Source organism: Alcaligenes sp. NLF5-7 (genome assembly GCF_024266725.1).
Taxonomy (GTDB): Bacteria; Pseudomonadota; Gammaproteobacteria; order Burkholderiales; family Burkholderiaceae_B; genus Alcaligenes; species Alcaligenes phenolicus.
The window spans coordinates 2,189,012-2,215,049 of sequence record NZ_CP100755.1 but is presented as its reverse complement, the minus strand read 5'-3'; the positions used below and the strand labels follow the sequence as shown (position 1 = coordinate 2,215,049).

At 49.1% G+C, this 26,038-nt stretch carries 22 protein-coding genes; 11 read left to right on the top strand and 11 right to left on the bottom strand.

Annotation, left to right across the window (positions count from 1 at the left end):
* Positions 1-7: 7 nt before the first annotated feature.
* From MID00_RS10185 to rsmB, 3 genes are read right to left on the bottom strand one after another with little or no spacing between them, the layout of a single operon-like run.
* Positions 8-2,344: an ATP-binding protein gene (locus tag MID00_RS10185; RefSeq protein ID WP_035270606.1), complete on the bottom strand. Its 2,337-nt coding sequence runs from the start codon at positions 2,342-2,344 to the stop codon at positions 8-10.
* The gene (locus MID00_RS10180) at positions 2,344-2,928 is read right to left on the bottom strand and encodes a DUF4390 domain-containing protein (protein ID WP_026483737.1); all 585 of its coding nucleotides are present in this window, start codon (positions 2,926-2,928) and stop codon (positions 2,344-2,346) included. Before MID00_RS10180 ends, MID00_RS10185 begins: the two co-directional genes overlap by 1 nt.
* A gap of 48 nt (positions 2,929-2,976) precedes the next feature.
* Complete coding sequence (gene rsmB / locus MID00_RS10175; RefSeq protein ID WP_254500284.1) at positions 2,977-4,326, bottom strand: 16S rRNA (cytosine(967)-C(5))-methyltransferase RsmB; 1,350 nt, start codon at positions 4,324-4,326, stop codon at positions 2,977-2,979.
* Between the two features lie 159 nt (positions 4,327-4,485).
* Between rsmB and rimO the strand changes: the two genes are divergently transcribed.
* The 5 genes from rimO (at position 4,486) to MID00_RS10150 (ending at position 9,608) form a co-directional block, all read left to right on the top strand.
* The gene (gene rimO / locus MID00_RS10170) at positions 4,486-5,805 is read left to right on the top strand and encodes a 30S ribosomal protein S12 methylthiotransferase RimO (protein ID WP_252605578.1); all 1,320 of its coding nucleotides are present in this window, start codon (positions 4,486-4,488) and stop codon (positions 5,803-5,805) included.
* Between the two features lie 161 nt (positions 5,806-5,966).
* A complete protein-coding gene (locus MID00_RS10165; RefSeq protein WP_009458586.1) occupies positions 5,967-6,491 on the top strand; it encodes a gamma carbonic anhydrase family protein in 525 nt (174 codons plus the stop codon).
* Positions 6,492-6,528: 37 nt separating this feature from the next.
* Entirely contained in the window at positions 6,529-7,536 is a 1,008-nt protein-coding gene (galE, locus tag MID00_RS10160; RefSeq protein WP_254500283.1) for a UDP-glucose 4-epimerase GalE, read from the top strand.
* A gap of 122 nt (positions 7,537-7,658) precedes the next feature.
* Positions 7,659-8,420 carry an aspartate/glutamate racemase family protein gene (locus tag MID00_RS10155; protein WP_009458584.1) on the top strand — a complete coding sequence of 254 codons (762 nt, stop codon included), beginning with the start codon at positions 7,659-7,661 and terminating at the stop codon, positions 8,418-8,420.
* A gap of 300 nt (positions 8,421-8,720) precedes the next feature.
* Positions 8,721-9,608 (top strand): LysR substrate-binding domain-containing protein, encoded by an 888-nt coding sequence (locus tag MID00_RS10150; RefSeq protein ID WP_009458583.1) that lies wholly within the window; start codon positions 8,721-8,723, stop codon positions 9,606-9,608.
* A 120-nt stretch (positions 9,609-9,728) separates the two neighbouring features.
* Here the strand turns inward: MID00_RS10150 and hpaI are convergent, their stop codons facing one another.
* The 4 genes from hpaI to MID00_RS10130 all read right to left on the bottom strand — a co-directional run bounded on the left by hpaI (position 9,729) and on the right by MID00_RS10130 (position 13,276).
* Entirely contained in the window at positions 9,729-10,535 is an 807-nt protein-coding gene (gene hpaI, locus MID00_RS10145) for a 4-hydroxy-2-oxoheptanedioate aldolase (protein WP_254500282.1), read from the bottom strand.
* Positions 10,536-10,716: 181 nt separating this feature from the next.
* Positions 10,717-11,460 (bottom strand): ABC transporter ATP-binding protein, encoded by a 744-nt coding sequence (locus MID00_RS10140; protein ID WP_254500281.1) that lies wholly within the window; start codon positions 11,458-11,460, stop codon positions 10,717-10,719.
* On the bottom strand, positions 11,436-12,263 hold the full coding sequence (locus MID00_RS10135; RefSeq protein ID WP_238441731.1) for an ABC transporter permease: 828 nt from the start codon (positions 12,261-12,263) through the stop codon (positions 11,436-11,438). Before MID00_RS10135 ends, MID00_RS10140 begins: the two co-directional genes overlap by 25 nt.
* The gene (locus tag MID00_RS10130; protein ID WP_254500280.1) at positions 12,263-13,276 is read right to left on the bottom strand and encodes an ABC transporter substrate-binding protein; all 1,014 of its coding nucleotides are present in this window, start codon (positions 13,274-13,276) and stop codon (positions 12,263-12,265) included. The genes MID00_RS10135 and MID00_RS10130 overlap by 1 nt, the downstream gene beginning before the upstream one ends.
* Positions 13,277-15,036: 1,760 nt before the next feature.
* Here MID00_RS10130 and MID00_RS10125 point away from each other — a divergent pair.
* From MID00_RS10125 to MID00_RS10115, 3 genes are read left to right on the top strand one after another with little or no spacing between them, the layout of a single operon-like run.
* Positions 15,037-16,110, top strand: coding sequence for a Wzz/FepE/Etk N-terminal domain-containing protein (locus tag MID00_RS10125; RefSeq protein WP_254500279.1), 1,074 nt, complete (start codon positions 15,037-15,039; stop codon positions 16,108-16,110).
* Positions 16,107-17,522, top strand: a complete 1,416-nt coding sequence (wbaP, locus tag MID00_RS10120) for an undecaprenyl-phosphate galactose phosphotransferase WbaP (protein ID WP_254500278.1) — start codon at positions 16,107-16,109, stop codon at positions 17,520-17,522. Before MID00_RS10125 ends, wbaP begins: the two co-directional genes overlap by 4 nt.
* 32 nt (positions 17,523-17,554) lie before the next feature.
* Positions 17,555-18,484 (top strand): glycosyltransferase family 2 protein, encoded by a 930-nt coding sequence (locus tag MID00_RS10115; protein WP_254500277.1) that lies wholly within the window; start codon positions 17,555-17,557, stop codon positions 18,482-18,484.
* Between the two features lie 28 nt (positions 18,485-18,512).
* On the opposite strand, the gene MID00_RS10110 is transcribed toward MID00_RS10115, so the two are convergent.
* From MID00_RS10110 to MID00_RS10095, 4 genes are all read right to left on the bottom strand, one after another.
* Positions 18,513-19,412, bottom strand: coding sequence for a glycosyltransferase family 2 protein (locus tag MID00_RS10110; RefSeq protein WP_254500276.1), 900 nt, complete (start codon positions 19,410-19,412; stop codon positions 18,513-18,515).
* 27 nt (positions 19,413-19,439) lie between these two features.
* Positions 19,440-20,432, bottom strand: a complete 993-nt coding sequence (locus tag MID00_RS10105; RefSeq protein ID WP_254500275.1) for a hypothetical protein — start codon at positions 20,430-20,432, stop codon at positions 19,440-19,442.
* A 191-nt stretch (positions 20,433-20,623) separates the two neighbouring features.
* Entirely contained in the window at positions 20,624-21,862 is a 1,239-nt protein-coding gene (locus MID00_RS10100) for a flippase (RefSeq protein WP_254500274.1), read from the bottom strand.
* Between the two features lies 1 nt (position 21,863).
* Positions 21,864-23,090 carry an O-antigen ligase gene (locus MID00_RS10095; RefSeq protein ID WP_254500273.1) on the bottom strand — a complete coding sequence of 409 codons (1,227 nt, stop codon included), beginning with the start codon at positions 23,088-23,090 and terminating at the stop codon, positions 21,864-21,866.
* A gap of 454 nt (positions 23,091-23,544) precedes the next feature.
* Between MID00_RS10095 and rfbB the strand changes: the two genes are divergently transcribed.
* The 3 genes from rfbB to rfbC are packed head-to-tail and all read left to right on the top strand — an operon-like array spanning position 23,545 to position 26,035.
* Positions 23,545-24,621: a dTDP-glucose 4,6-dehydratase gene (gene rfbB, locus MID00_RS10090; RefSeq protein ID WP_254500272.1), complete on the top strand. Its 1,077-nt coding sequence runs from the start codon at positions 23,545-23,547 to the stop codon at positions 24,619-24,621.
* Positions 24,618-25,490, top strand: coding sequence for a glucose-1-phosphate thymidylyltransferase RfbA (gene rfbA, locus MID00_RS10085; protein ID WP_254500271.1), 873 nt, complete (start codon positions 24,618-24,620; stop codon positions 25,488-25,490). Before rfbB ends, rfbA begins: the two co-directional genes overlap by 4 nt.
* Entirely contained in the window at positions 25,487-26,035 is a 549-nt protein-coding gene (gene rfbC / locus MID00_RS10080) for a dTDP-4-dehydrorhamnose 3,5-epimerase (protein ID WP_254500270.1), read from the top strand. Before rfbA ends, rfbC begins: the two co-directional genes overlap by 4 nt.
* Positions 26,036-26,038 lie beyond the last annotated feature (3 nt).

The following is a 26,038-nucleotide window of genomic DNA, read 5'->3' as shown; positions in this document are numbered from 1 at the left end:
GTGATTTTTACGCATTATCGTTTGCTCGCCGCCCAGAGTCCAGACGAATATGCTGGCCAGCAAGCCGGGTAAAGAGGATGGAAATGCGAGCCCCCCCCTCACGACGATTGGAAACATCGATTCTGCCGCCGTGCTCCTCGATGATTTTCTTAACTATAGCAAGTCCCAGACCCGTGCCGGTGGGCTTGGTGGTTACGTAAGGTTCAAAAACGCGCACCAGCATCTGGGGATCAAAACCAGGCCCGTTATCTGACACCACAAAACTGACCGCATCAGAAGAGTCGGAACCTTCTACGCCCGCAATCATGGTTTTAACAAATACATGCGCCTGGTCAAGTGATTGATCCTGGGCAGCCGCTTCGCGAGCATTGGCCAGCAGATTATGGATAACCTGCCGCAGCTGCGTGGGGTCGCCTTGAACCATGGGCAAATCAGGGTCCAGCTCCACATCAATTGCCACACTATAACCATCGTCCCGGACCATGCCTTCTTCCGGGTCCCAACCATATAAAGTCAGCACTTCGGTAATCAGCTCGTTCAGATTCAGAGCTTGCATCTGAGTCGCCGGTTTACGAGCATACTCTCGGAAATCTTCCACCATCTTTTTCAGCGAACTGACCTGATTGACGATGGTATTGGTATAACGCAGCAACATGGCAGCATGGACTTCATCCAGCTGCGACTCCAGTTTCATGGCCAGTCGTTCGGCCGACAACTGAATAGGCGTTAACGGGTTCTTGATCTCGTGTGCCAGGCGTCGAGCCACCTCGCTCCAGGCCACCAGACGGCTGGCGGAAATCACGTCGGTAATATCGTCAAACACCACCAGATACCCGGTTGGCTGACCATCTACACGCAGCAAGGTACCACGGGCCAAAACGGTGACGATAGTATCACGCGCTTCATTACCTTCTTGCATTTCCAATTCAAACTGCTGCTGCCAATAAGGATGATCCGAGCCCATGGCCTGATGCGTGGAAAAGGCTTCACGTATCACCGAGGCAAAGGTCATGGCCCCTTCCAGCGTTTCCAGCGGACGCCCCTTAATGGAGCGCAAGTCCACCTGCAAAATACGCTGCGCCCCCTGGTTGAACATGGTGACGCGGAACATCTCGTCAAACGCCAGTACACCACTGGACAGATTACTGAGCACGGACTCCAGGTACATATTGGAGCGTTCCAGCTGCAGACGATTTTTCTCGACCATGCGGCGCGCCTCATCCAGTTGCCGAGTCATGGCATTGAAAGAGCGAGTCAACTGGCCTACTTCATCTTTGGCAGGTGGCTCAGGCAAAGCCCGGTAATCCCCTACCCCTACCGCCTGCGTACCGGCAGCCAATGTCAGCAAAGGACGCGTCAGGCGGCGCGACAAGGCCAAGGCAGCCGCCACAGCCGTAAACACCGCCAGAATCAAGGCCAGCGTCAGCGTTATGCCGTAGAGCTTGCGCAAGCCCTGACGAGATAAAGCCAGCTCCTGATAATCCCGGAAACCTTGCTGCACCTGGTTGGCATTGCGTGCAATCTTGTCCGGCACTGGCTGAATGACCTGCAGCCAGCGCGAGTCTGCCGTGCCACTCAAGGTTGCCGCAAAGCGATTGGGATCGGCCAATGGTAGAACCGTGCGCAGACGCAAGCCCGTGGACTCTGCGGGAACCCCGCCTTCGTCCAGGCCGTTGTCGTGAACAGGCGCATCATCATCCACCTCGGCAGCCGAATAGCGGCCTGCAATACGCAGCTGATTCATCACGCTGGAGGGCGGCATATCAGGCAGCAGCGTGTCATAGCGGCCCGAGGAAAAGGCAATCAGACGACCATTGCCCGAAAATACCATTGCCTCCGTCACCCCGCTGTTCTCACGCAAGGAGATCAGCAAGCTGCTGTACTGCGCACTATCCGCCTTGTTCAGTGCCGACACCATTTCATTGGCACGACCTTCCAGCTCATTGAGCTGCGAATCCAGGGCGGCGCGGCCCAGACTCAAGCCTGATTCCAGCGCCGTATCTACCCGCACGTTGAACCAGGACTCGATCGAGCGCGACATGAACTGCACCGAGAGCAGGTAGATCAGCGCCCCCGGAATAATGCCGATCAAGGTGAAGTAAAAGGCAAAGCGCGCCGTCATGCGGGCACCAAACTGACGCCGGCGTATTTGTCTGAACAGACGAATCGTCAGCAACAGCACCCAGGAAATCAGCGTGGCGGCCAGTACACCGTTGAGCACCAGCAGCAAGTCATACTGCTGCGCATAGCGCGAAGCGTTACCCGTAGACCAGACAAGAAGAGAAAACAGCGCCAACGCGCTGACACCCGCTCCGAACAGAGCGGTGCGCAAGATCCAACGTATCAAGGTTGGGGCTCGTCGACGGAGACGGAAAAGGAAAAGGTTTTCCATGGAGTAGCCAATGTCCAGGCAGAACTATTGATGGCGTCCACTTGAAACGGACGGGCCAGCAAAGAGGTATCCAGGCGCAAACGCACACGACCCTGGTATTCCTGGTCGCGGTCCAGATCAGCCACATAGGCCACGGCCCAGCCGCGAATATGCCGCAGCATGGCCAATGCGTCGTTCATGGAGGATTCGGGCAGAGAAAGGTCCCCGGTGCCCACGCGCCACTGACGGGTCAGGGCGTTATACACAACCCGCCAAGTTTGTTGTTCTTTGACAACGTTTTTGTCAAACCAGTACCAGCGGGGTTTGGCCAATTCCACTTCAACCGTGAAATACAGCGGCACCCCTTTCTCGGCAGCGGTGCGCAATTCCGGGCTTAACTCGAATTCGACATCCGCGTCGATATACAGTTTTTCATCCCGAATATGGGGCTCGACCTTGACGACCCGCTCTCCCGACGTAGCGACCGGCACAATGGTATTGGCCGAGCTTAGCGCGCAGTTGAAAATCAGCAGAAAAGACAGAAAAACGCGCCACATCGTGATTAACCGCAAAAAGGACAAAGTCAGAGCCCTAATTGTGACAAGTCAAACCGGGCGCGTAAATAAGGCGTAGAAAAAACCGTCGCCATCTACCAGCGATCGTCCCGCAACGCCGGGCAAAATCTGGCCAGGAGAGTCCAAAAGCTGCGCCTCGGGGTGACGGGCCAGAAATGCCTCGACCTGTTGCTCCCCTTCAGCCGGGAAAATCGAGCAGGTCGAATACAGGAAATGCCCGCCGGGCCGCAATGTGGACCACAAGGCATCCAGTATAGAGCTTTGCAAACGCGCGGTATCGGCAATGTCCGACTCGCGGCGCAACCAGCGAATATCGGGGTGACGACGCACAATACCCGAAGCGGTACAAGGCACGTCAGCCAGGATGGCATCAAAGGGCTGACCATCCCACCACTGGGCAGGACGAGCCGCATCGCCCCGTTTCAATTGAACTTTGTCGCTGGCCAGGCCCAGACGACGCAGGTTATGACCTACGCGCTCCAGACGCTCGCCGTCCGAGTCCAGGGCCAACAAGGAAACATCCGCCTGCTCCAGCAAATGAGCGGTCTTGCCACCCGGGGCCGCGCAAGCATCCAGCACGCGCATGCCATCCTTGACCGGCAAAAGCAGACCGGCTTGCTGAGCCGACCAGTCCTGCACCGACCACCAGCCCAGATCAAACCCAGGAATCGCCTGAACCGGCATGGCCTTGTCCAAGGTAACGGCACCCGTGCCGGGGCTGCTGGACGCAATCCCGGCTTCCGTCAGCACCGCCTGCAAGCGCTCCACCGAGCAACGACGCTGATTCACACGCAAGGTCAAAGGACCGGGGCGATTAGCCGCTTGCAACAACGCTTCCCAATCACGTGGGTAAGCACGACGCAATTCCTTGACCCACCAGCCAGGATGATTCCAGCGTGCTTCGGGACGGCTCTGTACCTGAGACAGGATCATCTTGCGCTCGCGTGTAAAGCGACGCAGCACCCCGTTCACCAAGCCCTTGGACAGACGCAGCGCAGCCTGGCTATCAGCCGCACGCACAGCCTGATCCACCACCGTATGCACGGCATAGACCGGCACATCCGGGCGATCCTCAAAAGTCCTGGCATCCTCTTGCACGCGCATGGCTGTATCCAGCAAGGCCAGCGACACCATCAGCAAGGCATCCAGCCAGGTATTGCTGGGCTGGCGCGGCACCAGCGTGATACGAATCTGACGGGCATGGCCCAGACGGCGCAAAACATGGAAGCTGACAGACTGCACTGCCGCACGGGCTGGCGCTGGCGTTGCAGCCAGGCTTTCAGTCAGGGACTTGCCTGCCAGCACGCCTTCAATATTGCGCGCGCTCAGCAGCATGACTTCGGACAGGGGCAAAGAGGGGGAAAGATGGGTGTCGGACACAGAACAACCGCTAGAAAAGAAAAATATGACTGCGACTGTAGCACTATTTGCCGCATAAACCGGGCTCAAACGCACAAGATCCGCACGCATCCGGGCATGGGACGGTAAAATCAAGCCTATTTCCCAATTTCGAGCCCTCAAGCTCCAGAAGGACCCTCTATGAGCGCCCCCAAAGTCGGATTCGTGAGCCTGGGTTGTCCCAAGGCCCTGGTCGATTCCGAACGAATTCTTACCCAGCTGCGTACCGACGGCTATCAGATCACCCCCAGCTACGACAATGCGGATGTGGTGGTGGTCAATACCTGTGGCTTTATCGACAGCGCCAAGGCTGAATCGCTGGAAGCGATCGGCGAGGCACTGGCTGAGAACGGCCGTGTCATTGTCACCGGTTGTATGGGTGTGGACGAAGGATTGATTCGCGACGTACACCCCTCGGTGCTGTCCGTCAGCGGCCCCCAGCAATATGAACAAGTCCTGCGTGCCGTGCGTGAAGCCGCCCCGCCCTCGCTGGACCACAATCCCTACATTGATCTGGTACCGCCACAAGGCATCAAGCTGACCCCGCGTCACTACGCCTACCTGAAGATTTCCGAAGGCTGTAACCACAGCTGCAGCTTCTGTATTATCCCGTCCATGCGCGGCAAGCTCGTCAGCCGTCCTGTCGGCGAGGTGCTGGGCGAAGCCGAGCGTCTGGTCAAGGCAGGTGTCAAAGAGCTGCTGGTGATCTCGCAGGACACCAGCGCCTACGGCGTGGACATCCGCCAGCGCACCGGCTTCTGGAATGGCCGCCCCGTCAAGAGCAGCATGCTGGACTTGAGCGCCGCCCTGTCCGAGCTGGGTGCGTGGGTGCGTCTGCACTACGTCTACCCCTACCCGCATGTGGACAATATCATTCCCCTGATGGCCGAGGGCAAAGTGCTGCCGTACCTGGATATCCCCTTCCAGCACGCCAGCCCTTCCGTGCTGCGCGCCATGAAGCGCCCTGCGTTTGAGGACCGCACCCTGTCTCGCATCAAGCAATGGCGTCAGGACTGCCCGGATCTGACCATCCGCTCCACTTTCATCGTGGGCTTCCCCGGCGAAACCGAGGAAGACTTCCAGTACCTGCTGGACTGGATGACCGAAGCCCAGCTGGATCGCGTCGGCTGTTTCCAGTACTCCCCCGTGGAAGGCGCCCCCGCCAACAAACTCGACGGCATCGTCCCTGACGAAGTCAAGCAAGAGCGCTGGGAACGCTTCATGGAACATCAGCAAGCCATCTCCACCGCTCGCCTGGCTGCCAAAGTGGGCCGCGAAATGGACGTGCTGATTGATGAGATCGACGAAGACGGCGATGCCGTTGGCCGCTCCAGCGCCGACGCCCCCGAAATTGACGGCAACGTCTTCATCACCAGCGAACAAAAACTGGAACCCGGCCAGATGGTGCGCGTGCGTATTACGGATTCCAGTGAATATGACTTGTTTGGTGAACAGATTTAAGCACTGTCTAGTCCTGATAGCCTGATCGAGCCAGTGGGGTCACAATGATCACACTGGCTTTTATACGCAAGCCCCTCATTAACTTCCCTGCTCACCTGCTCTGCTGCCTATCCCTTCTCATTCAGGCATAGGCGGCCCGGCACATTACCCAAGGATCTTTCATGCCTGTCTACCAATTAGATCAACACGCCCCACAAATCGACGACAGCAGCTTTGTTGCCGCAGAGGCCACCCTGATTGGCAAGGTCGTTTTGAAAGAGCAAAGCAGTGTCTGGCCCGGTGCCGTTATCCGTGGCGACAACGAAACCATTACCGTGGGTGTAGGCTCCAACGTGCAAGAAGGCGCAGTACTGCACACCGATCCAGGCTACCCGCTGGATATTGGCGACCATGTCACCATCGGCCACCAAGCCATGCTGCACGGCTGTACCATCGGTGAAGGCGCGCTGATCGGCATCCAGGCGGTCGTGCTGAACGGTGCCGTCATCGGTCGCGATAGCCTGGTTGGTGCTGGAGCATTGGTCACGGAAGGCAAAGTCTTCCCGGAACGCAGCCTGATCATCGGATCGCCTGCCAAAGCCGTACGTACCCTGAGCGATGAGGACATTGCCAAGCTACGTCAAAACGCCAGTGTTTACGCCCAACGCGGTGGCCACTACAAAACGGCCTTGAAACGCATAGACTAAGCACTTCTTTTCAACTTGCATTTAACTGGAAAGACCCATGGGCAAAACCATTCTTGTCACTGGCGGTACCGGCTTTATCGGCTCTCACACCTGTGTGGAGTTGATTGCACACGGTTATCAGGTTCTGATCCTGGACAACTTGAGCAATAGCCAAAAAAGCGTCTTGGATGCCATCGAGAAAATTACGGGTACTCAAACCGGTTTCATCGAAGGCGATATCCGGGATCGAGCCTTGCTCGACACGATTTTTCAGCAACACACAATTGCAGCAGTCATTCATTTTGCAGGTTTGAAAGCGGTTGGCGAATCAGTAGCCCAACCGCTCAAGTACTACGACAACAACATCACCGGCACGCTGACGCTGTTGCAGGCCATGCAACAGGCCAATGTGCGCAGCCTGGTATTTTCCTCGTCCGCAACCGTATACGGTGACCCTCAACAGCTACCCATTCCAGAGACTCACCCGCTGTCCACAACCAATACCTACGGCCACACCAAACTAGTGCTTGAACAGGCTTTGGGCAACCTTTATCAAAGCGAGGCTGGATGGCGAATTGCCGTGCTGCGCTACTTCAATCCCGTCGGCGCCCATGAATCTGGCCTGATTGGCGAAACACCCCAAGGTGTTCCCAATAACCTGATGCCTTATGTCGCCCAGGTTGCAGCGGGTAAACGCGAGCATGTACAGATCTTTGGTAATGACTACGACACGCCGGATGGCACGGGCGTACGCGACTACATACATATCTGCGATCTGGCCAAAGGCCACGTTGCTGCAATGGACTATCTAAACACCAAAGACAGCGAACTGCTGGCAGTCAATCTGGGAACCGGCCAGGGCTATTCCGTGCTGGACATGATCGCCGCCTTCACCCGCAGCTCCGGACGCCCTATTCCCTACAAACTGGTCCCTCGTCGCCCGGGCGACATCGCTGCTTGCTGGGCCGACACCCAAAAAGCCCGCGAAACACTGGGTTGGGAAGCCAAAAAAGGTATCCAGGAAATGTGCGACGACGCTTGGCGCTGGCAATCCGGCCAGTCCTGATCTCTGCCCTCCTGCCATCGCCGTTGGCGATGGCACGTTGACAGATGATTGATTTGCAAGGAAGAAAACGGGTCCTAGAATGAAGGCGTCAATCTAAAAACCAACTTCAGAGACAGATCCCTATGAAAACCTACCGCATTGGTCAGATCGTTCCCAGCTCCAACACCACCATGGAAACCGAGATTCCTGCCATGTTGCAGGCTCGTTACGCCGAGTTTCCTGAAGAGCGTTTCACATTCCACTCCTCGCGCATGCGCATGATGCACGTGAATCCCGAAGAGCTGAAAGCCATGGACATCGCCAGCGATCGCTGCGCTGTTGAGCTGAGCGACGCCCGCATGAGCGTGATGGCCTACGCTTGCCTGGTCGCCATCATGGCCCAAGGCGACGGCTACCACCGCGTCTCGCAAGAGCGTCTGCAAAACACCGTAAAAGATAACGGCGTGGAAATTCCTGTGCTGAGCTCGGCCGGCGCCCTGGTCGATACGCTGAAAGAATTCGGCTACAAGAAAGTCTCCATCATCACCCCTTACATGAAGCCGCTGACCAAGCGCGTGGCTGACTACATCGAAGCTGAAGGCATCGAAGTTCAAGACTCCATCAGCCTGGAAGTGTCGGACAACCTGGAAGTGGGCCTGTTGAATCCAGAGAACCTGCTGGAGCACGTCAAGCGCCTGAACCACGACGGCGTGGACGCAGTTATTCTGTCCGCTTGCGTGCAGATGCCTTCCCTGCCTGCTATCCAGCGCGCTCAAGACCAGATCGGCAAGCCCGTTCTGTCCGCCGCTGTTTGCACCGTGTACCAAATGCTCAAGACCCTGGGTCTGGAAACCCGCGTGCCTAACGCTGGCCACATCCTGTCTGGCGCCAAGCCACAAGCCTGATCGAACAGGCTTAGCGGTACAAAGCCCTGCCGACATACAGTCGGCGGGGCTTTTTTTATGCTTAGACGTCCTCAATGCGTACCGTAAAAACCGCAGTTGTAGCGACTCATAAACAAACGCCAAGCCATGGCCGGTCGTTCGCCCTCGATACAGGCTGATAACACCCTCTGCTACTACATCCTTATGGACATATGACGTAGACGCGCCGCGAAATAGCCCTATAGCTTGGAGCGATGACTCTCTCCGCTGCCACCGTCAGCCCAGATGCAGATAAGCAAAAAAAAGCGATATGATGCCTGCATGAAACTGGACCTTCTAACCCTCAAACTGTTTGTCCGCATCCTGGAAGAAGGCACGATCAGCCAAGCGGCAGAGCGTGAGCATATTGCTGCCGCCGCGGTCAGCCGCCGGATTGCGGATCTGGAACAGTCTCTGAACACCACCTTGCTGCTGCGTACGAACAAAGGTGTCAGCCCAACTGCGGCGGGCCTGGAGCTGCTGTACCGCTCACGTGCCTTGCTCAACAGTGCGCAAGAGATCGAGACGCGCCTTCAAGCGTTTTCGCAAGGCCAACAAGGGCTGGTACATATCCTGGCCAATACATCGGCCATCTCTCAGTTTCTGGCCGAGCCACTGGGCGAGTTTGGACGTCTGCACCCGGCTATTCCCCTGCAACTGGAAGAACAAACCAGCCTGGACATTATTCGGGCCCTGGCAGAGGGTAAAGCCGACCTGGGTGTCTTTACCCGCCTGCCTTACGCAGCCGATATCGAAGCTTACCCATTTCGCAGTGACAAGCTGGTCGTGCTGGTGCCTATCAATCACCCCTTGGCTCAGCATGACAAAGTCCGTTTCGAGCAAACGCTGGAGCATGAGCAGATCACGCTGCTAACGGGCACGCAGCTGCATTACCAGATCACCAAAATCGCCATGGAAGCCAACCGCTCGGTGCGTATCCGCACCGAGGTTTCTGGCTACGACGCCATGTGCTTATTGATCAATGCAGGCATGGGTATAGGCATCTTGCCGCGCAAGAGCGCCAGCATTTATCAGATCCCCAATACCCGTGTGATTGAGCTGGACGAAGAATGGAGCCAGCGAGAAATTCTGATCGGTGTGCGCCGCCGCAGTGACCTGCAACCGAGCGCAGAAAGCTTGCTGAGCTTCCTGCTCGAGAGCGGCGCTTAAGAAAGCCGACCTTAGCCGGTGCTACGGCCAAGGTCATATCGTCTAATAAGCAGGCCCGGCCTTTACAACATAACTGAGGCGGAGCAGCTATCCGCAAGACGCCTGGCGATCAAACCAGCGTTAGTAAGCTGCGCCGGGCTGAGCAACGGGCCCCTCAACCTCGTCCTTGAATTGACCCAACAAAGCCGTTGCCGCCTGCCGCAATAACACCGCGTCCACGCCTACGGCCACAAACAAGGCCCCCAAGGACAAATAGTGATGCGCTGCCTCGACATTGGCCTGCAAGATTCCGGGAGCCTTACCCGCCTTGCTGATACGCACAATCGCATCCTCAATCGCTGACAAAACGTCTGGATGCCCTGGTTCGGTCAAATACCCCATACTGGCCGCCAAATCCGCCGGGCCGATGAAAATACCGTCCACGCCCTCCACCGCCAGAATCTCGTCCAGATGATCCAGCGCCTCGCGAGTTTCCACCTGACAAATCACGCACATTTCCTGATTGGCCCGCGCCACATAGTCCGTGGTCGCCCCCCAGCGAGCAGCACGCGCCAAGGCTGCACCCACCCCTCGAATGCCATGCGGAGGATACCGTGTCGCGGCAACAGCCGCTTTGGCCTGCTCCGCGTTTTGCACCATGGGAATTAAAAGGTTCTGAGCCCCCATATCCAGCAGCAGCTTGATCTGCACAGGGTCATTCCAGCTGGGACGCACAATCGGCGCAATAGGATGGGCCGATACGGCCTGCAACTGCGCCAACAAAGTCTGTACCGTATTGGGAACATGCTCGCCATCCAGCAAGATCCAGTCATAGCCCAGGCCTGCACAGAGGTCCGCCACATACGGGCTGGCCAAGCCATGCCACAAACCAATCTGGGACTTGCCCTGCCGCAAAGCCTGCTTGAATGCATTTACCGGGTGCTTCATGTCCTCTCCTTGTCATGTGCTTAGGCATCAAACAAGTAGTGTAAAGCGCACAAGGTAGAAGTGAGCACAGGGCCTGATTGTTTTGTCTCTGAGCATACCCATGCAGAACCAGCAGACAAGAGTAGGCAACAGAAACGGCCCACTCAATGGGCCGTTCTTCTTGATGCAATGGCAGACGTAATTACAAGGCCTGACCAACCTCTTTCACCAACTCCCCAAAGCGGGGTGTAGTGCGATCTCGCGGACGTGGCAGGTCTACCTCTATCCGGGCGCTGACACCAGCCGGGCTGCCACCCAGAACGATAATGGTATCGGCCAAAAAGACCGCTTCATCAATGTCGTGCGTCACAAACAGAACTGCTGCTGAACTACGCTGCCACACTTGAACCAGCTCATCCTGCAAGGCCTGACGAGTCAAGGCATCCACGGCAGAAAAAGGTTCATCCATCAACAACAAATCCGGCTGCACAGCCAAGGCGCGGGCAATGCCAACACGCTGTACCTGACCACCCGACAGTTGATGCGGCCAGCGGTCTTTCAGATGCGCCAAACCCACCTGATTCAAGGCGGCATCCACACGCTGATCGCGCTCTTCACGCGACAGGCCCAACCCTTCCAGACCATAAGCCACGTTGGAAGCAATACGTCGCCAAGGCAACAGACGACTGTCCTGAAACACGAAGGCATTGGCACGACGGCCAAGACTATCTTGCAGGTTGGAACGCAGATGTCCGAAGCTAGGCTGGCTCAAACCGGCTGCCGCACGCAACAAGGTGCTCTTGCCTACACCCGAACCACCTACAATCGCCACAAAATGCCCTGCCTGAACTTCCAGATTCACATCGCGGATCACTGGTGCAGGCGCACCGGGGTACTGAAAACCAAACCCCTGGAACTGAATCAAGGCTGCCACTGAAGTACCCATTTGTTGAAAGCCAGAAAAAGCATATCGCACAAGGTGTAGACCACCGAGATGATCAACATATAGACCACCACCGCATCGTAAGCACCCACACCCGCAGCGGCATTCATTTCCTGACCCATGCCAGGCACACCCAGCAACTCGGCTGCAATCAGCGTCATCCAGGCTTGACCGATACCAGCACGCACACCACTCAACAAGCCGGGGCTGATCGCTGGCAACACTACCGTCCAGGCGCGAGCGAAATAGGAGTTATGCCCGAAAGCCGCAGCCAATTCGTAATAGCGGGGATCGACCGAGCGCACCGCACTGTAAGTAGCAAAGTAATTCAGCCAGAACACACCGATTGCAATCACAAAGGCTGCGCCAGTATGGCTGACCTTGAACCAGGCAATGGCAAACACCACCCACGCCAAGGGCGGGATAGGACGCAGCAAGCGAACCAAGTAAGCTTGCAGCAAATCAAAGCGATGGATCGTTGCCGCCGCCAGACCAAAAGCAATACCCAGGAAAGTGCCGATGCCCAAGCCCCAGAAATAATGCACCAGACTGGACTGAGCAGCCGGCCAAAGACGACCGGCTTCAATCTCCTGGAACAAAGCCGAGGGCAAGCTCAATGGATCAGGCAAGGTACCCCGCGGAGCCCAGCCATAGACATAAGCCAGGCGCCACACCAGGATAAACAAGGCCAGACCGGCTACGCCGTAAACAATCCGCTCCAGACCGCGACGCCACAAGGCATCAACCAGGGCACCCGCAGTTGCGGGTGCTGCAGCGGGCAAACTAGCTTGTTTCGCAACGCTCATTACGGTGCTGCCTTTTCATAAAAGCGAACGTCAAACAGGCTTTGAACATCATCCAGCTTGGTAGCCAGCGTGCCTAAAGAAACCTGGAAATCCTGCAGTTGAACCGTGCCATCAATAATCTTGTGAGGGTCAGGCTGGAACTGATCACGCGAGCGCTCGATAGCGGCTTGCACAATCTCTTTAGGCAAGCGACCACCGCCTACATACTTCTGCACATAAGGAGTGGCTTTGGCAGGCTCATCACGCAACAAAGCCGTAGCACGCAGGTGTGCATTCACCAGATGTTGAACCAATTCAGGATTGGACTTGATCAAGCCTTCGCGTACCAGCAGCACCGAACCTGGCTCATTGGGGAACAACTCCCCACCGTGAGCCACAATCTTGGCATCGGGCTGGCGCTGCAGAATTTGGCTAACCGTAGGTTCCAGAATGGCGGCGGCATCAACAGCGTGATTGCTCAAGGCCTGTTGAATCTGTGCCTCGCCCTGGTAGATCACCTCGACCACATTCGGGTCTACTTTCAGCATATTGCGCAGCCAGTACTGCAAGGCAGCCTCTGGCACAGCGCCTTTGGGGTAGCTGGCAACTTTGGGCTTGTGACCCTTCTCTTGGGTGAACTTGGCGACAGCCGCTGCGAAGTCAGGCTGGTCGGCATCCAGATAAGCAGCCAGATCACCAATAGCGACCACACTGACCTGTTCCACAATATTGGAGGCGACAACTTTAACGTCGGCCTCTTTAGCCTTGGCCACCAAAGCGGGGCCAATACCCACATAGGCAACATCCAGCTGCCCGGCGATCAAGGCCTGGGTCAGCGCTGGACCGCTTTGAAACTGAACCAGCTTGGGTTCCGCTTGTCCCTCTGGCAATAAGTCGCCAGACCCTAAGCCCACGAACAATTGAGCGGCAGGCATGATAGGCAAATAGCCGATCTCCAGCGCTTGCTCGGCAGCCTGTGCGGAGAAGGAAACAGAGAGGGCAAGAAGGCTGGGGGCTAAATAACGGGAAAACATAACGATCTCGTGAAACAGGCGAAAACTGAAGCTTAAACCTGTTGGGGAGACGCATCTTTATTTGCTTATTCCATTGAGAAATATAAGTCTTACCTCAAACCTCTCATTAGAATTAGCCTCACAAACTATCCATCTCGATAAATGCCTAGGTATGCAACGATCTTGAGAGGTGTACTGCCGAACTACCAATGTATGTGGGCCAGATTACAGCCTTCTCCCTTTGACAATGGAGTAACTGACCCGACATTGAGCCACTACTTTAATTGCACAATACACGTCACAATGGCCTTCGACTAATTGGGCTAACGGTTCTCCCTACTTATTCATACTGCATAAAAAAGAATCCCCCAGAATACATCTTTAATTATTTCGGAAAGTTCTGTGTATACCCTTCGGGCAGGTACTCACACTGATAAGCTGCATCGTACGGTGACTTAACGCGTTATTTATACAATGTGGCGCCACTCACGTCATGCTCAAGACAAAACTTCCGACTTACAGCTTAAAGAACCTAGCTTTTAAGACCGTTCCATTTACTAATGATTACCAGTCTCCTCTAGGACTGGCTATTTGACACAGCAGTTGCTGGCCTAGTCGAAGCATCACAAGATCGGTAGCAGGCCATGCGAAGGCATCACCACGACCCAACGTAAACCAGTCATAGCGCCAGGGTGGGAGGTCTACGAATTGCAGCGAGCCAATAACATCTTGCACACGGCTAACATTTTCCTCACGCAAGCAGAGCCTTCAACCACAAACGTCTACATTGAACGGCACAAGGTGTGAACTGAATCGAGTCGATCTGAAAAGTGTTACTAGCCACTTCGTCGGCCGATCGTCGCTATACTGCCCGCATATGTACAATCCGCCGCCATGCGCCCAACAAAGGCAAGAAATCTGTCAAGCAGTCAACTCTTGAGCTGCATTCCAGCCTCAATCGCCCTACCCACGACAAAGGTTGACAACTAACGCGGTACTCGACCGACGACGCCGTTTCACTTCAACACACAGCGTCCACAAAATCCTAGATCTCATGCTAACTTGCACACGCAACAAAATACTACAATGAGATATCTTCTTTCTATATGTAGCTTATCTAACCAAGTTCACGCGTAAGCTGTTTCATTGCTTATAATTATCCTTAGCTAATTACATAGCTCTTGGCTCGCTTCTTAGAATTGCCAGTCTCCTCTTTAAAGCCATGCCCATAGCCACTTAAGCTTGTCTAGAATACAGGCAAGCAGTAGCATTCGATCAGGTTTCACATACGGCTGTATCCTACAACCTGACCTAGCCAACCCTTAAAAAAACACTCACCCCAGCTTCCCCTGAGTGCCACTATACAAGTCTCAAATCTGATAATTCTTACTGTAAATCACCAGTGCTGCTGCAAATAAAGCTGCTAATACTCCATAAGCAAGCAGTAGCTTTGAAGATGCATACAGGCTGCAAATGAAAATAAAACCAATTTACAATTAAGCTAACCTTTAGCCATTTTCCCGCTTAGATGAAACTTCTTTAAAATCGTTAAGACTCATAGAATCAAAAATGAGATAAAATAGATTTTCAAAAACACCACTCACTGAACTTAAAAAATCCATTATTAACCACTAAAATTGTATGATAAATAATTAAATAAACCACCTCCCAAAAATAAAAAACGAAAACACCACAACCAATACTTAAAAACCAAAAATTAACCTTAGATTAATTTTAATTTTCCTTATTAGCCTCTTTGCTTAATTCCCCCAGGACGCTAAATGACTTCTGACAGCCAAGATAATTCCGCTATAATAATAACATTTCATGATCTTATTGCCACGGCGCGTTCCAAAAAAAAATTACTCCTTGCCGTTATCTTGGCCTGTGTATTACTTGCAGGTAGTGTATACTTTTTCAAGACACCCAGTTATAAAACAGAAATACAGCTTTTACCTCCAACCCCCGCTGATCTAATGGCTTATAACTCTGTAGCCTCATCGATAAAAATGATAGGTTTTGGGGCACGTGAGCGAAATTCGAACAAAACTTCCTTAGTGGAAATCTCACCCGACTCTGCTTATCAAATCTTTATTCGTCATCTAACTTCAAATACGATCAAGCAAAGATTCTTCTACGAATACTATCTCCCTGCTCAAAAACGAGAAATAAATTCAGCAGAAGAAGAACTATGGTCTGATCTGAAAAAAGAACTAAGAATCACAATCCCCAAACAACAAAATGAATTTATTTCGACCATAGAAATAACAGGCAAAGACCGGGAGCTAATCTCCTCTTGGGCTAATGAATACATAAATCTGGCGACCAAGGCAAGCAGAGAGCAATTGGCGCAAACCTTAATAGACAACATCCAGATCGAGAGAGACCTAATAGACCAACAGATAGAAGCACTACGAATCACAGCTGAAGACGCGAGATTAAAACGAGTACAACGTTTAAAAGACGCATTGCAGATCGCTAAAGGTAGCGGGCTAGAAGAAGCTCCACTGAGTGGAAATTTAATCACTTCATATAGCGGCGATAATCTCTACATGCGTGGCGTAAAAACCCTTACTTCTGAACTTGAAATAACTCTTACCCGTAGTAATAATGATCCATACATTACAGGCTTAGAAGGTTTGATTATGGATAAAAACCTCTTAAGCATGATATCTATTAATTCCGCGAACATAAAACCCGTTACGATTGACCGTCAGGCTCAGGTCCCAGAAGAGTCGGTGGATTTATCTTGGTTTACTCTCTTAGGCCTCGGTCTAGCTGGAGGTCTTCTCACATGCCTTGCTATAGTGGGCATCATAACTTTAAATCGCAAGATCAATGGTATAGCAGCATGAAGCTTCGTTCCTTTATCCCAGCGACACTTATCGCATCAGATCTACTAGCATTTAATATATCGCCACTGTTGGCGGGATTTTTTCTTTATTTTATTACTACAGACCTTTATAGATATATACCCCAAGCAGAAATAAATTCTCGCTTACTTTGTTACTTTTTACTTTCGCTTCTGACGACAGGCTGGTACGGTTTCAAGCTAAAGCACTACGGAGAAAGACTCCCTTTCTGGTTTGAGCTTAAAGAAATACTAAGAACGATAGTTATATTTTCTATAGTAGATCTTGCCATCATCGCTTTTTCAAAGTGGGAATTTTCACGCTACTTATGGTTTGCCACTTGGATACTCATATTAATCCTTGTCCCCACTTTTCGGATTGCTATTAAATTCGCATGGCAAAAAGCTAATCATTACCGAGTACAAGCCGTTATATTAGGTGGTGGAGAAAATGCCCTTGAAGCATATGAAGCGTTAGAGCGAGAAAAGTATCTAGGTTATGAATTTATTGCCTTATTAACAGTACCGGGAGAAAAATCTCCATTAGCCGATAAACTCCCCCTTCTGACTGAAGAATCAGAGCTCAAGAAACTTCATAACTATCGAAAACTACAATACTTTATTGCCACAGACATTGAGCAAGATAAAACCCGTGAACATTGGATAAAATATTTAACAAGTAATCATTGCCACTCTATTTCCATAATACCTACTACACGTGGCGTTCCTCTCAACAATATTAAAATGTCATTCTTATTCAGTGAAGAAATTTTAATTTTAAATCTTAATACAAGCCTAACACGGTTATCGTCAAAGATACTAAAAAGATTTTTTGATATAACCATATCTTTAATTTTATTATCACTACTCTCTCCAATCTTTTTATTCCTGAGTCTTTTTATTATCAGGGATGGAGGTGCCCCAATGTATGGACATGAAAGGGTGGGGCGTGGTGGAAAAAAATTTAAATGCTGGAAGTTTCGATCTATGCTGAAAAATTCCCAAGAAATTCTTGAGAATATATTAGCTACAGATCCTAGTGCTCGCGCCGAATGGGAAAAAGATTTTAAACTGAAAAATGATCCCCGAATCACGCCTTTAGGCCATTTCATACGTAGGACGAGCATAGATGAGCTACCTCAGCTTTTCAATGTGCTTTTGGGCCAAATGAGCCTAGTAGGACCACGGCCGGTCGTCCAAGAGGAGTTACTTCGCTATGGGGAAAATGCAGACTATTATTTGCTCGCTAAACCAGGCATGACTGGACTTTGGCAAGTTAGTGGTCGCAATGACGTTGATTACGACAAAAGGGTGTACTTCGATGCTTGGTACGTTAAAAATTGGTCCCTATGGAATGATCTCGCCATTCTTTTCAAAACAGTTAATGTAGTTTTAAACCGTAGAGGGGCTTATTAATGCCGTCATCCCCAAAGGATTCTAGTAAAAAAATGCATGCTGGTGACTGTACCTTTAAATATGCATGCATCATACCTACCTATAATGGGCTGAAAGACTTAGAAAGACTTATAACTTCAATTAAAGAGCAAACGCTTTCTACTGACATATTAGTAGTTGACTCCAGCTCAACTGACGGCACTCATGAGTTTGCGTTACAAACTGCAAATCAAGTGGTACAGATATCCGCCAGTCAATTTAACCACGGGGGAACACGGCAATACATGGCTGAGATGTTCCCCGAATATGACATCTTTATATATCTTACGCAGGATGCTTACCTCGCCACACCTGACGCACTTATCCAACTAGTGAGGGAGTTTAAAAATGAAAAGGTAGCAGCTGTCTGTGGGCGACAACTTCCGCATATAGACGCGAATCCTATAGCAGCTCATGCCAGGTTATTCAACTATCCGTCTACATCACATGTACGTAGCGCACAAGACATACCAACTAAAGGTATTAAGGCAGCTTTCATGTCCAATTCATTCTCCGCATACCGAAGAACGGCTTTGCTTGACGTGGGAGGATTTCCGAGTAATGTCATACTATCGGAAGATATGTACGTAGCAGCGAAGATGATCCTAAATGGTTGGCTTATAGCATATGAGGGTACGGCACAATGCCATCACTCACATAACTATACTCTCGTTGAAGAGGCCAAACGCTACTTTGACATAGGAGCTTTTTTTAGCGAACAGCGTTGGCTACTAGAAAGCTTCGGCTCTCCAAAGGGTGAAGGAAAGCGATTTGTAATTTCAGAACTCTTTTATTTATCAAAAAATGCACCCAGCGCTATACCACATGCATTAATACGTGTCTTTTTAAAGCTAACTTTTTACAATATGGGAAAAAAACAAAAATTTATACCTCGTATCTTTAAGAAAAAACTCAGTATGCATAAAAATTACTGGAAAAATTAACGCCTTCTACTATCTCTACAAATAATATTTAACCTTGAAAAGGGCCGAGCCTACCTTTAAAAAAATCACTAATTCCATTTAAGTAGGCTTTAAGCTTTTTCTTTTTTTCTTTCTCAAAGAGAAACACTCTGAAGAGATCTAAAATCAAGGCAGAAAAATCATAGGCAATCATTACTGGAAACTTAAAAAAATACTGTCGATATACCACTAATCTATTTCTTGTAATGTAGTATTTCCTTATAGGACTATAATTAGTTGGGGAAAATTTTAGTGCTCCCCTAGTTACAGTTCGATTCCCTAAAGAGTGTTCTATGCATACGTCTGGACATACAAGCACCTTGTAGCCTTTCAACCATGCCCTCAGGCAATATTCATTATCAACATAATCAATAAAAAAATCAGACCGAAAATCACCTAGTTCTTGCAATGAACTGACTCTATGAAACGCACCAGAGGTAATTATACAAAAAGCCTCTTCTGGCTCACCTTCGCTCTTCAGCTCTTTTCTAATAGGGAGCTGACCGTGTTTAATGGGAAACTTGGCGTACCTATTATTATTCCGATCATAAAATCTAGGCCCAAATATAGCATGCTCGCTCTTTAAATAAGATAAAGAAAGCATATTATTTACATAATTCTGCGGCAAATCAGTATCTTGATCAAGTGTTAGAAGAAAATCAAAATCATTAACTATGGAATACCTACGCGCAAAACTTAGCGCCTCCCCTATCCCCATATTTTTATTTTCTGATACATATAAGATTCGCTGATCCTCCTCATAAGGGTAATCAAATCCACTTCCATTTTCATATGTTGTATTATCATAAACTATTAGAAAATCACACTGAGCAAGTGTATTCTCTACCCTTCTTACTATATCTCTATCAGGGAAATATAAAACCAATAGAGCTACAACCTTTAAACTCATATTTTCTCTCATAGCAAATTTATGTATTTACTTATAAAGGCGTTGCCCAAAAAAGAAAGGCAAAAGAAAAATAAAGAAAAATACATTATCTAAAAAAGCATTAAAAAGCTCACCATTTCTTAAAAATAAAAGAAACCTCAATATCAAGAACGGCACCAAGATACTAGACGTATAGCTTTTATTATAAATCGAGTCAGTGGAAAAATAATCTATAGATGCAGAATAAGCTATATATAATAAAGTAGCCGGCAAAAACCCAGTAATAAAAAATAGAGCAAAGAAACCTAAAGTAGGATTATTCCACCCCCCACCGAGGTGTGATTGAATTGCTTCATTGACACCTAAAGAGCTCAATCCGTCAACTATTCCATACAAATAACTGATGCTGTTATCAATGAAAAATGGAAAAAACATCCATTTCTCAATGAGATACCCCCCTAAAGAGACAGGAGAAAAGTCCTCTATGCTGCCTATTCCTTCGCTGAAGCTTACCCCACGCAGTTTTAGTTGAAAATAAGTTAACAGCACCACTGATATCACTGCTAAAAATACACTACGAAATCTAAAGCTGAATTTAAATTTATTATAGTAGAAAAAAAGAAAAATTAGGTTTAAAAGTACTTGCTCACGCCTAGTAGTAAACCAAATCAAAACCAAAAAAAACAGCGATAGAACCGTAACAAAGAACCTATCTCGAAAATCATAACGATCGTAAAATAAATAATAAAGCCCTATCGGAAACAAAAAAAGCAAAATGTAATACCTGAAAACATTGAGCTCACCATAAATAACACCTATTTTCCCAGGCTCAATAAAATAGAGATTAAATGAATCAAGTAATAAATTAATTTTTAAAGCGGCAAGCATTCCAACCACAACATATATACTAGATATGCTGCACAGCAAACCTCGCGACACCACTGAAAGATCCAGACAAAAAGCATTTCTCATTCTTTTTGCCAATAAACCCAAAAAAACCGAAAGCAAAAAAAACAAGAAAGAAAGAATAAGAATAATCATAGAAACCAGCCAAGCATTCTCGATTCTTATTCCCCCTATACGCAGAAAAAGAGGGGTTTTTACTGTAAGTATTTGATAAATACCCGGAAAAACGAATATTAATAAAAATAAAAAATAAATACTTGTAGAACTAACGTGTAGATTTCTAAACAATCTCCCCCTCCCGCCACACTTTAACGCATCAAAGAAAATTAATGATATTTTCTTGATAAAATAAGAAGAGCTAGATAATCAATAAAAACCCTGATAGACCAGGCTATTGCGGCCCCTATCATTCCATAACCATGAATGAGAATATAGAGCAGCCCTATATACGGAATTAACTCTGCCATATGTAGAAGGGCGGTCACCTTTGAGTGCCCACCTGCTTGAATTACAGCATAAGGTACTTGAGCTAGAGAGTTAAAGAAATAACCCACTAAAAGAATAGAAAGCACAGTTGCAGCTATACCTGTATATGGCTCTCCCATCCATATAAGAAGGATATATTTTGCACCTAGCACTCCTATCAAGGAGACTATTGCACAAGCTGCCCCTACAATCCAATAACTTAACATCGTATCTTTTTTATAGTTTTCGCCTCGTGCACTAATTTTAGGGAAAATCACACGCACTACTGATGTAGGTAGAAAAGAAAGGCGCGAGACAGCCTCAGAAGGGGTGGTATAAAACGCAATGTCCTTTGTTCCAGTAATCGATGATATAAAAAATCTATCAAAGTAAACCATAATTGGACTAATAAGATTACTCACGGTAATCCACCCTCCAAAACCAAGTAACTCTTTAAATGTTCCTGTATAGAACTTAAAGAGCTTAGTCAGAGTGAGCCTAGGTAAGCTCCAAAAATACGCAATAACTAGAGTTAAATACCTTGCCAGAACTAGACCGGCAATCGAAGACACCAAGCTAGGTTGATAAACTACTGCCCCTAATGGCATGACTGCCATCAATAACCCATATATGGACTTTAAAACGTTAAGTTTATAAAATCTCTGGCTGCCTTCTAAGTATGCAAACCATACTGTGCTTAGCAAAAAAGCGGGCATTGCAAGAGCTAACAACTCAAAGCTTTCCTGCGCTTCTCTCATATACTCGGTGGACACGCTTAATATTCTTACTAGGCTACCACTGTAAATGTAGAAGAAAAAGCCAGTCACAAGGCTCAATATAAGCACAACTGCACTTGCAGTGCTTATGATCCTCTTTACCTCTGGTTCGTCTCCCTGTTTCATAGCTACCGAGCGGATGACTGCCCTCGCCATTCCCACATCAAAGACGCTCGCATACCCCATAACTGCGAAGCATAAGGTAAAAATTCCAAATTGCTCGATATCCAAGAGGCGAGCTATAACCCCAAATGCAGGAATAATTGCCAGAGCTGGAAGAATAAACCCAAGCAAATTCCAGACTGAATTTCTTAACAAGCTCATCTTACACCTGAGCTGATCTAACTTGCGACTTCTTCAAATAAGACCAAAAAATAGCTAAGCTTATTAGGAAAAACATAAGTGTATTATTACGATGAAACATAACTTGAGATTGAGACATTACGAAATAACATCCTATTAATGATGTGCCGCTTACCGACGCAAACCTTTCCAAAGATGATATAGAACGCAAACCTCTCAAAAAAAAGATAAATGGATAACCAAGCAAGAGTAGAAAAGGTATTAACCCAACAATTCCACTGAAAACAGTAACCTCCAGTATAGAATTATGAGTATTCGCTAGCCCAGCCATCGTAGCTTTGGAAGGGTCTAGCCTAACCAGCTCTTTTAGCCCCTGTTGATAATCACTATCAGACCAACCGAGCAAAGGTCTCTCGCTAATAATTTCTGTTACATAAGCCCATAAACCAAGGCGCGCTCCTATGGACGTCTCAGTGTTACCATGCCCATAAGCAACAATATCAGTTTTCGCGACCTCTAAACGTTTATGCAGACTGTTGGACTGTGAAGCTATGGTTACTATTGCAGCCCCCCCAATTAGCACGTAAAACAGGAGCTTCTTTAGCTTATCTCTGCTATATAGTGGAGTTATAAATACTATTAAAGCTATAGGAATGGCTACCCAGCCACCACGGCTACCAGAAAGAAAAGACACATATATGCCTATTAACCCACTTATGCTTAAAAATATTTTCCAGTAAGTTGAACTTTTTTCAGGTTGATAAAACAACCCTGCTAAAGAAAACAGCCCCATAAGCAAAGCAATATTTCCGAATTGAATTACACCAGTAAATCCAATTGCACGTTCGAAGTTTAGCCCAATAATTTGCCAAGCACCGACCAGTAACCCCAACCAACAACCTACCGCACAACCAGTCAAAAATAATTTGACATTTGGAGTGAGATACAACATTAACAAAAAAACTGGCACTGACAATATATATCTGGATGACAAATCGATATTACTTAACGAATTCCCATGCAGAAATGAAATCAAGATCATGCATAGACTAGTAAGCGAAAGCAAGACTAGAAGAACTAAGCTTTCTTTAAATTGAAAAAAGCCTTTATATAGGGGTAAAGCCGCTATAGCAGAAATTAAAATAACAACGCTTCCAATTAGTGGCCCACGATTTAAACCAAGATTAAGCGCAAAGAAAAGAAATATGCCCACATTAGAAAGTAAGCTGAGAGTTGAGAGGGGATACATAAATTTAGATGCCTACAATGGAGCCATTTGAGGGGTATACAAGGCTGTCTAATCCACACTGTAAAGCCTTGACAGATTTTTTTCAAAGCAATGACACTGGCAATGCGTATAAATGCAAATCTCTGCTCATACTTCTAGTAAGTGTCGACTTCGAACAGTCCAGCGATATAATAAGCATATTGAAATGAAACTTGCACTTTACCGCGGGTTCGGCTTGCAGCCCATAGACAAGCTGGTTAGCGGGACGAGTATAATCCCTCCAGCCTCCGTTTAGGAACGGAGTAGACTCGATGTGCCGCCAAGCCTAACGAACCACTGATATCGTCTATATCTATATAGTCAAGCAGTATGAGTTCTATTTTTGCGAAAGGCACATCAGTAATCTAACTATTTATCCTTCCTATCTCCGAGTACTTCACAGAAACCTAACTCAATTGCGTACGGTGCCTTTTCCATGACAACCCCACTACGTATTCTGGTGACCGGCGGTGCTGGCTTCATCGGCTCTGCCGTTATTCGCTACCTCATTCAGACCACTCCTAACTTGGTCCTGAATGTAGATAAGCTTACCTACGCTGGTAACACTGACTCGCTCGCGCCTATCCAAAACAACGAACGCTATCAATTCGCTCGCGCTGATATCTGCGATGCCTCCAGCATGGCCCAGCTATTTAGCCAGTTTCAACCAGACGCTATCATGCATCTAGCCGCTGAGTCTCACGTAGACCGCTCAATAGATGGTCCCGCAGAGTTCATACAGACCAATATCGTAGGCACCTATACACTACTGGAGGCAGCTCGCAAGTACTGGGCTGGCTTAGACGATACGCGCAAGAAAAGCTTTCGGTTCCATCACATATCCACAGACGAAGTTTATGGCGATTTGGATGGTACAGGCGACCTTTTTTTGGAAACTACGCCTTACGCTCCCAGCTCACCTTACTCTGCGAGCAAGGCCAGTTCGGACCACATTGTTCGCGCTTGGCATCGCACGTATGGCCTACCTGTGATAGTAACGAACTGTTCTAACAATTATGGTCCCTACCACTTTCCCGAAAAACTGATACCTCACGTCATCCTTAACGCACTACGAGGCAAGCCGCTGCCCATTTATGGGAAGGGCGATCAGGTGCGCGACTGGTTGTACGTAGAAGACCATGCTCGAGCATTGGTGGAAGTAGTAACTCATGGCCAAGTGGGTGAAACTTATAATATTGGAGGGCATAACGAGAAGCAGAATCTGGAAGTAGTGCACAGCATCTGTACTATTCTAGAAGAACTCGCTCCCAATAAACCTGATGGAGTGAACCACTACGCGGATCTCATCACATTTGTTACTGATCGTCCCGGTCACGACAAGCGCTACGCTATCGATGCAAGCAAGATAGCTCAGCAGCTAGGTTGGACACCCCAAGAGACCTTTGAGTCGGGGTTAAAAAAGACAGTAACTTGGTATTTGGAAAACTCCCACTGGTGGAAACGTGTGCTAAACGGCAGCTACCGCCTGACACGTATAGGAAACAAAGTATGAAAGGCATTATCTTGGCCGGTGGTTCGGGCACACGACTGCATCCAATCACTATGGGGGTCTCCAAGCAGTTGCTTCCGATTTATGACAAACCCATGATCTTCTACCCCCTGTCAGTACTGATGCTTGCTGGCATACGCGAGGTATTGATCATCTCCACCCCCGAAGACTTACCCAACTTTCAGAAGCTGCTTGGCGACGGCAGTCGTTACGGCGTGAAACTTAGCTACGCTGAACAGCCCTCCCCCGATGGACTCGCACAAGCCTTCATCATCGGAGAAGAATTCATCGGACAAGATAGTGTTAGCCTGATTCTGGGAGACAACATCTTCTACGGCTACGGTTTCAGCCAGATGCTGAAGGAGGCAGCAGCTCGCAAAACTGGAGCTACTGTATTTGGTTACCAAGTGAACGATCCAGAACGATTCGGCGTTGTGGAGTTCGACAGTCAGGGGAAAGCGCTTTCTATCGAGGAAAAACCAGTAAAACCTAAGTCCAACTTTGCTGTGACCGGGCTCTACTTCTATGATAATCGCGTTGTCGAGATTGCTCACCAGGTCAAGCCCTCTACCCGCGGCGAGTTAGAAATTACAGACGTTAATAACGCCTACCTGCAATCGGGTGATCTTCATGTGTCCCTGTTGGGCCGAGGCTTTGCTTGGCTTGACACTGGGACTCATGAAAGCCTACTGGAAGCTGGCACCTTTGTGCGAACCATTGAACATCGTCAAGGGCTCAAGGTAGCCTGCCTGGAAGAAATAGCTTTTCGTAATGGGTGGCTCACTCGAGAACATTTGCGAAGTCAGGGTCAAGCTCTGTCTAAGACAGGGTACGGCCAGTATCTGATCAAACTCGCCGAGGAGCACGCATGAACGTCATAGAAACAAAACTACCTGGGGTTCTGGTTATTGAGCCTAAAGTCTTCGGTGACCATCGAGGCTTTTTCAAAGAGACCTTCAACGCCCAACGCTATCAAGAACTAGCAGGGATCAAGCTAGCCTTCGTTCAGGACAATCAGTCACGCTCCGAACATGGCGTACTTCGCGGCCTACATTTCCAGAAGACCCGCCCACAAGGGAAATTGGTAGGAGTCAGTAGAGGCAGCGTTTATGATGTTGCGGTCGATATCAACCCGACCTCTCCTACATTCGGTCAGTATGTTGGAGTCGAGCTCAGCGATACAAATCACCGTCAGCTTTGGATACCGCCAGGCTATGCACATGGTTTTTGCGTCCTCTCGGATGTGGCTGACTTCACTTATAAGTGTACGGACTACTATCAACCAGAGGATGAAGGCGGCCTAGCCTGGGATTGTGCTAAGGTGGCAATCGATTGGCCTATAACGAGTCCAAAACTTTCTGAAAAAGATAAGCACTACCCAAGCTTGAGCGAGCTGGCACAAGCACGGCAAGGATAAACG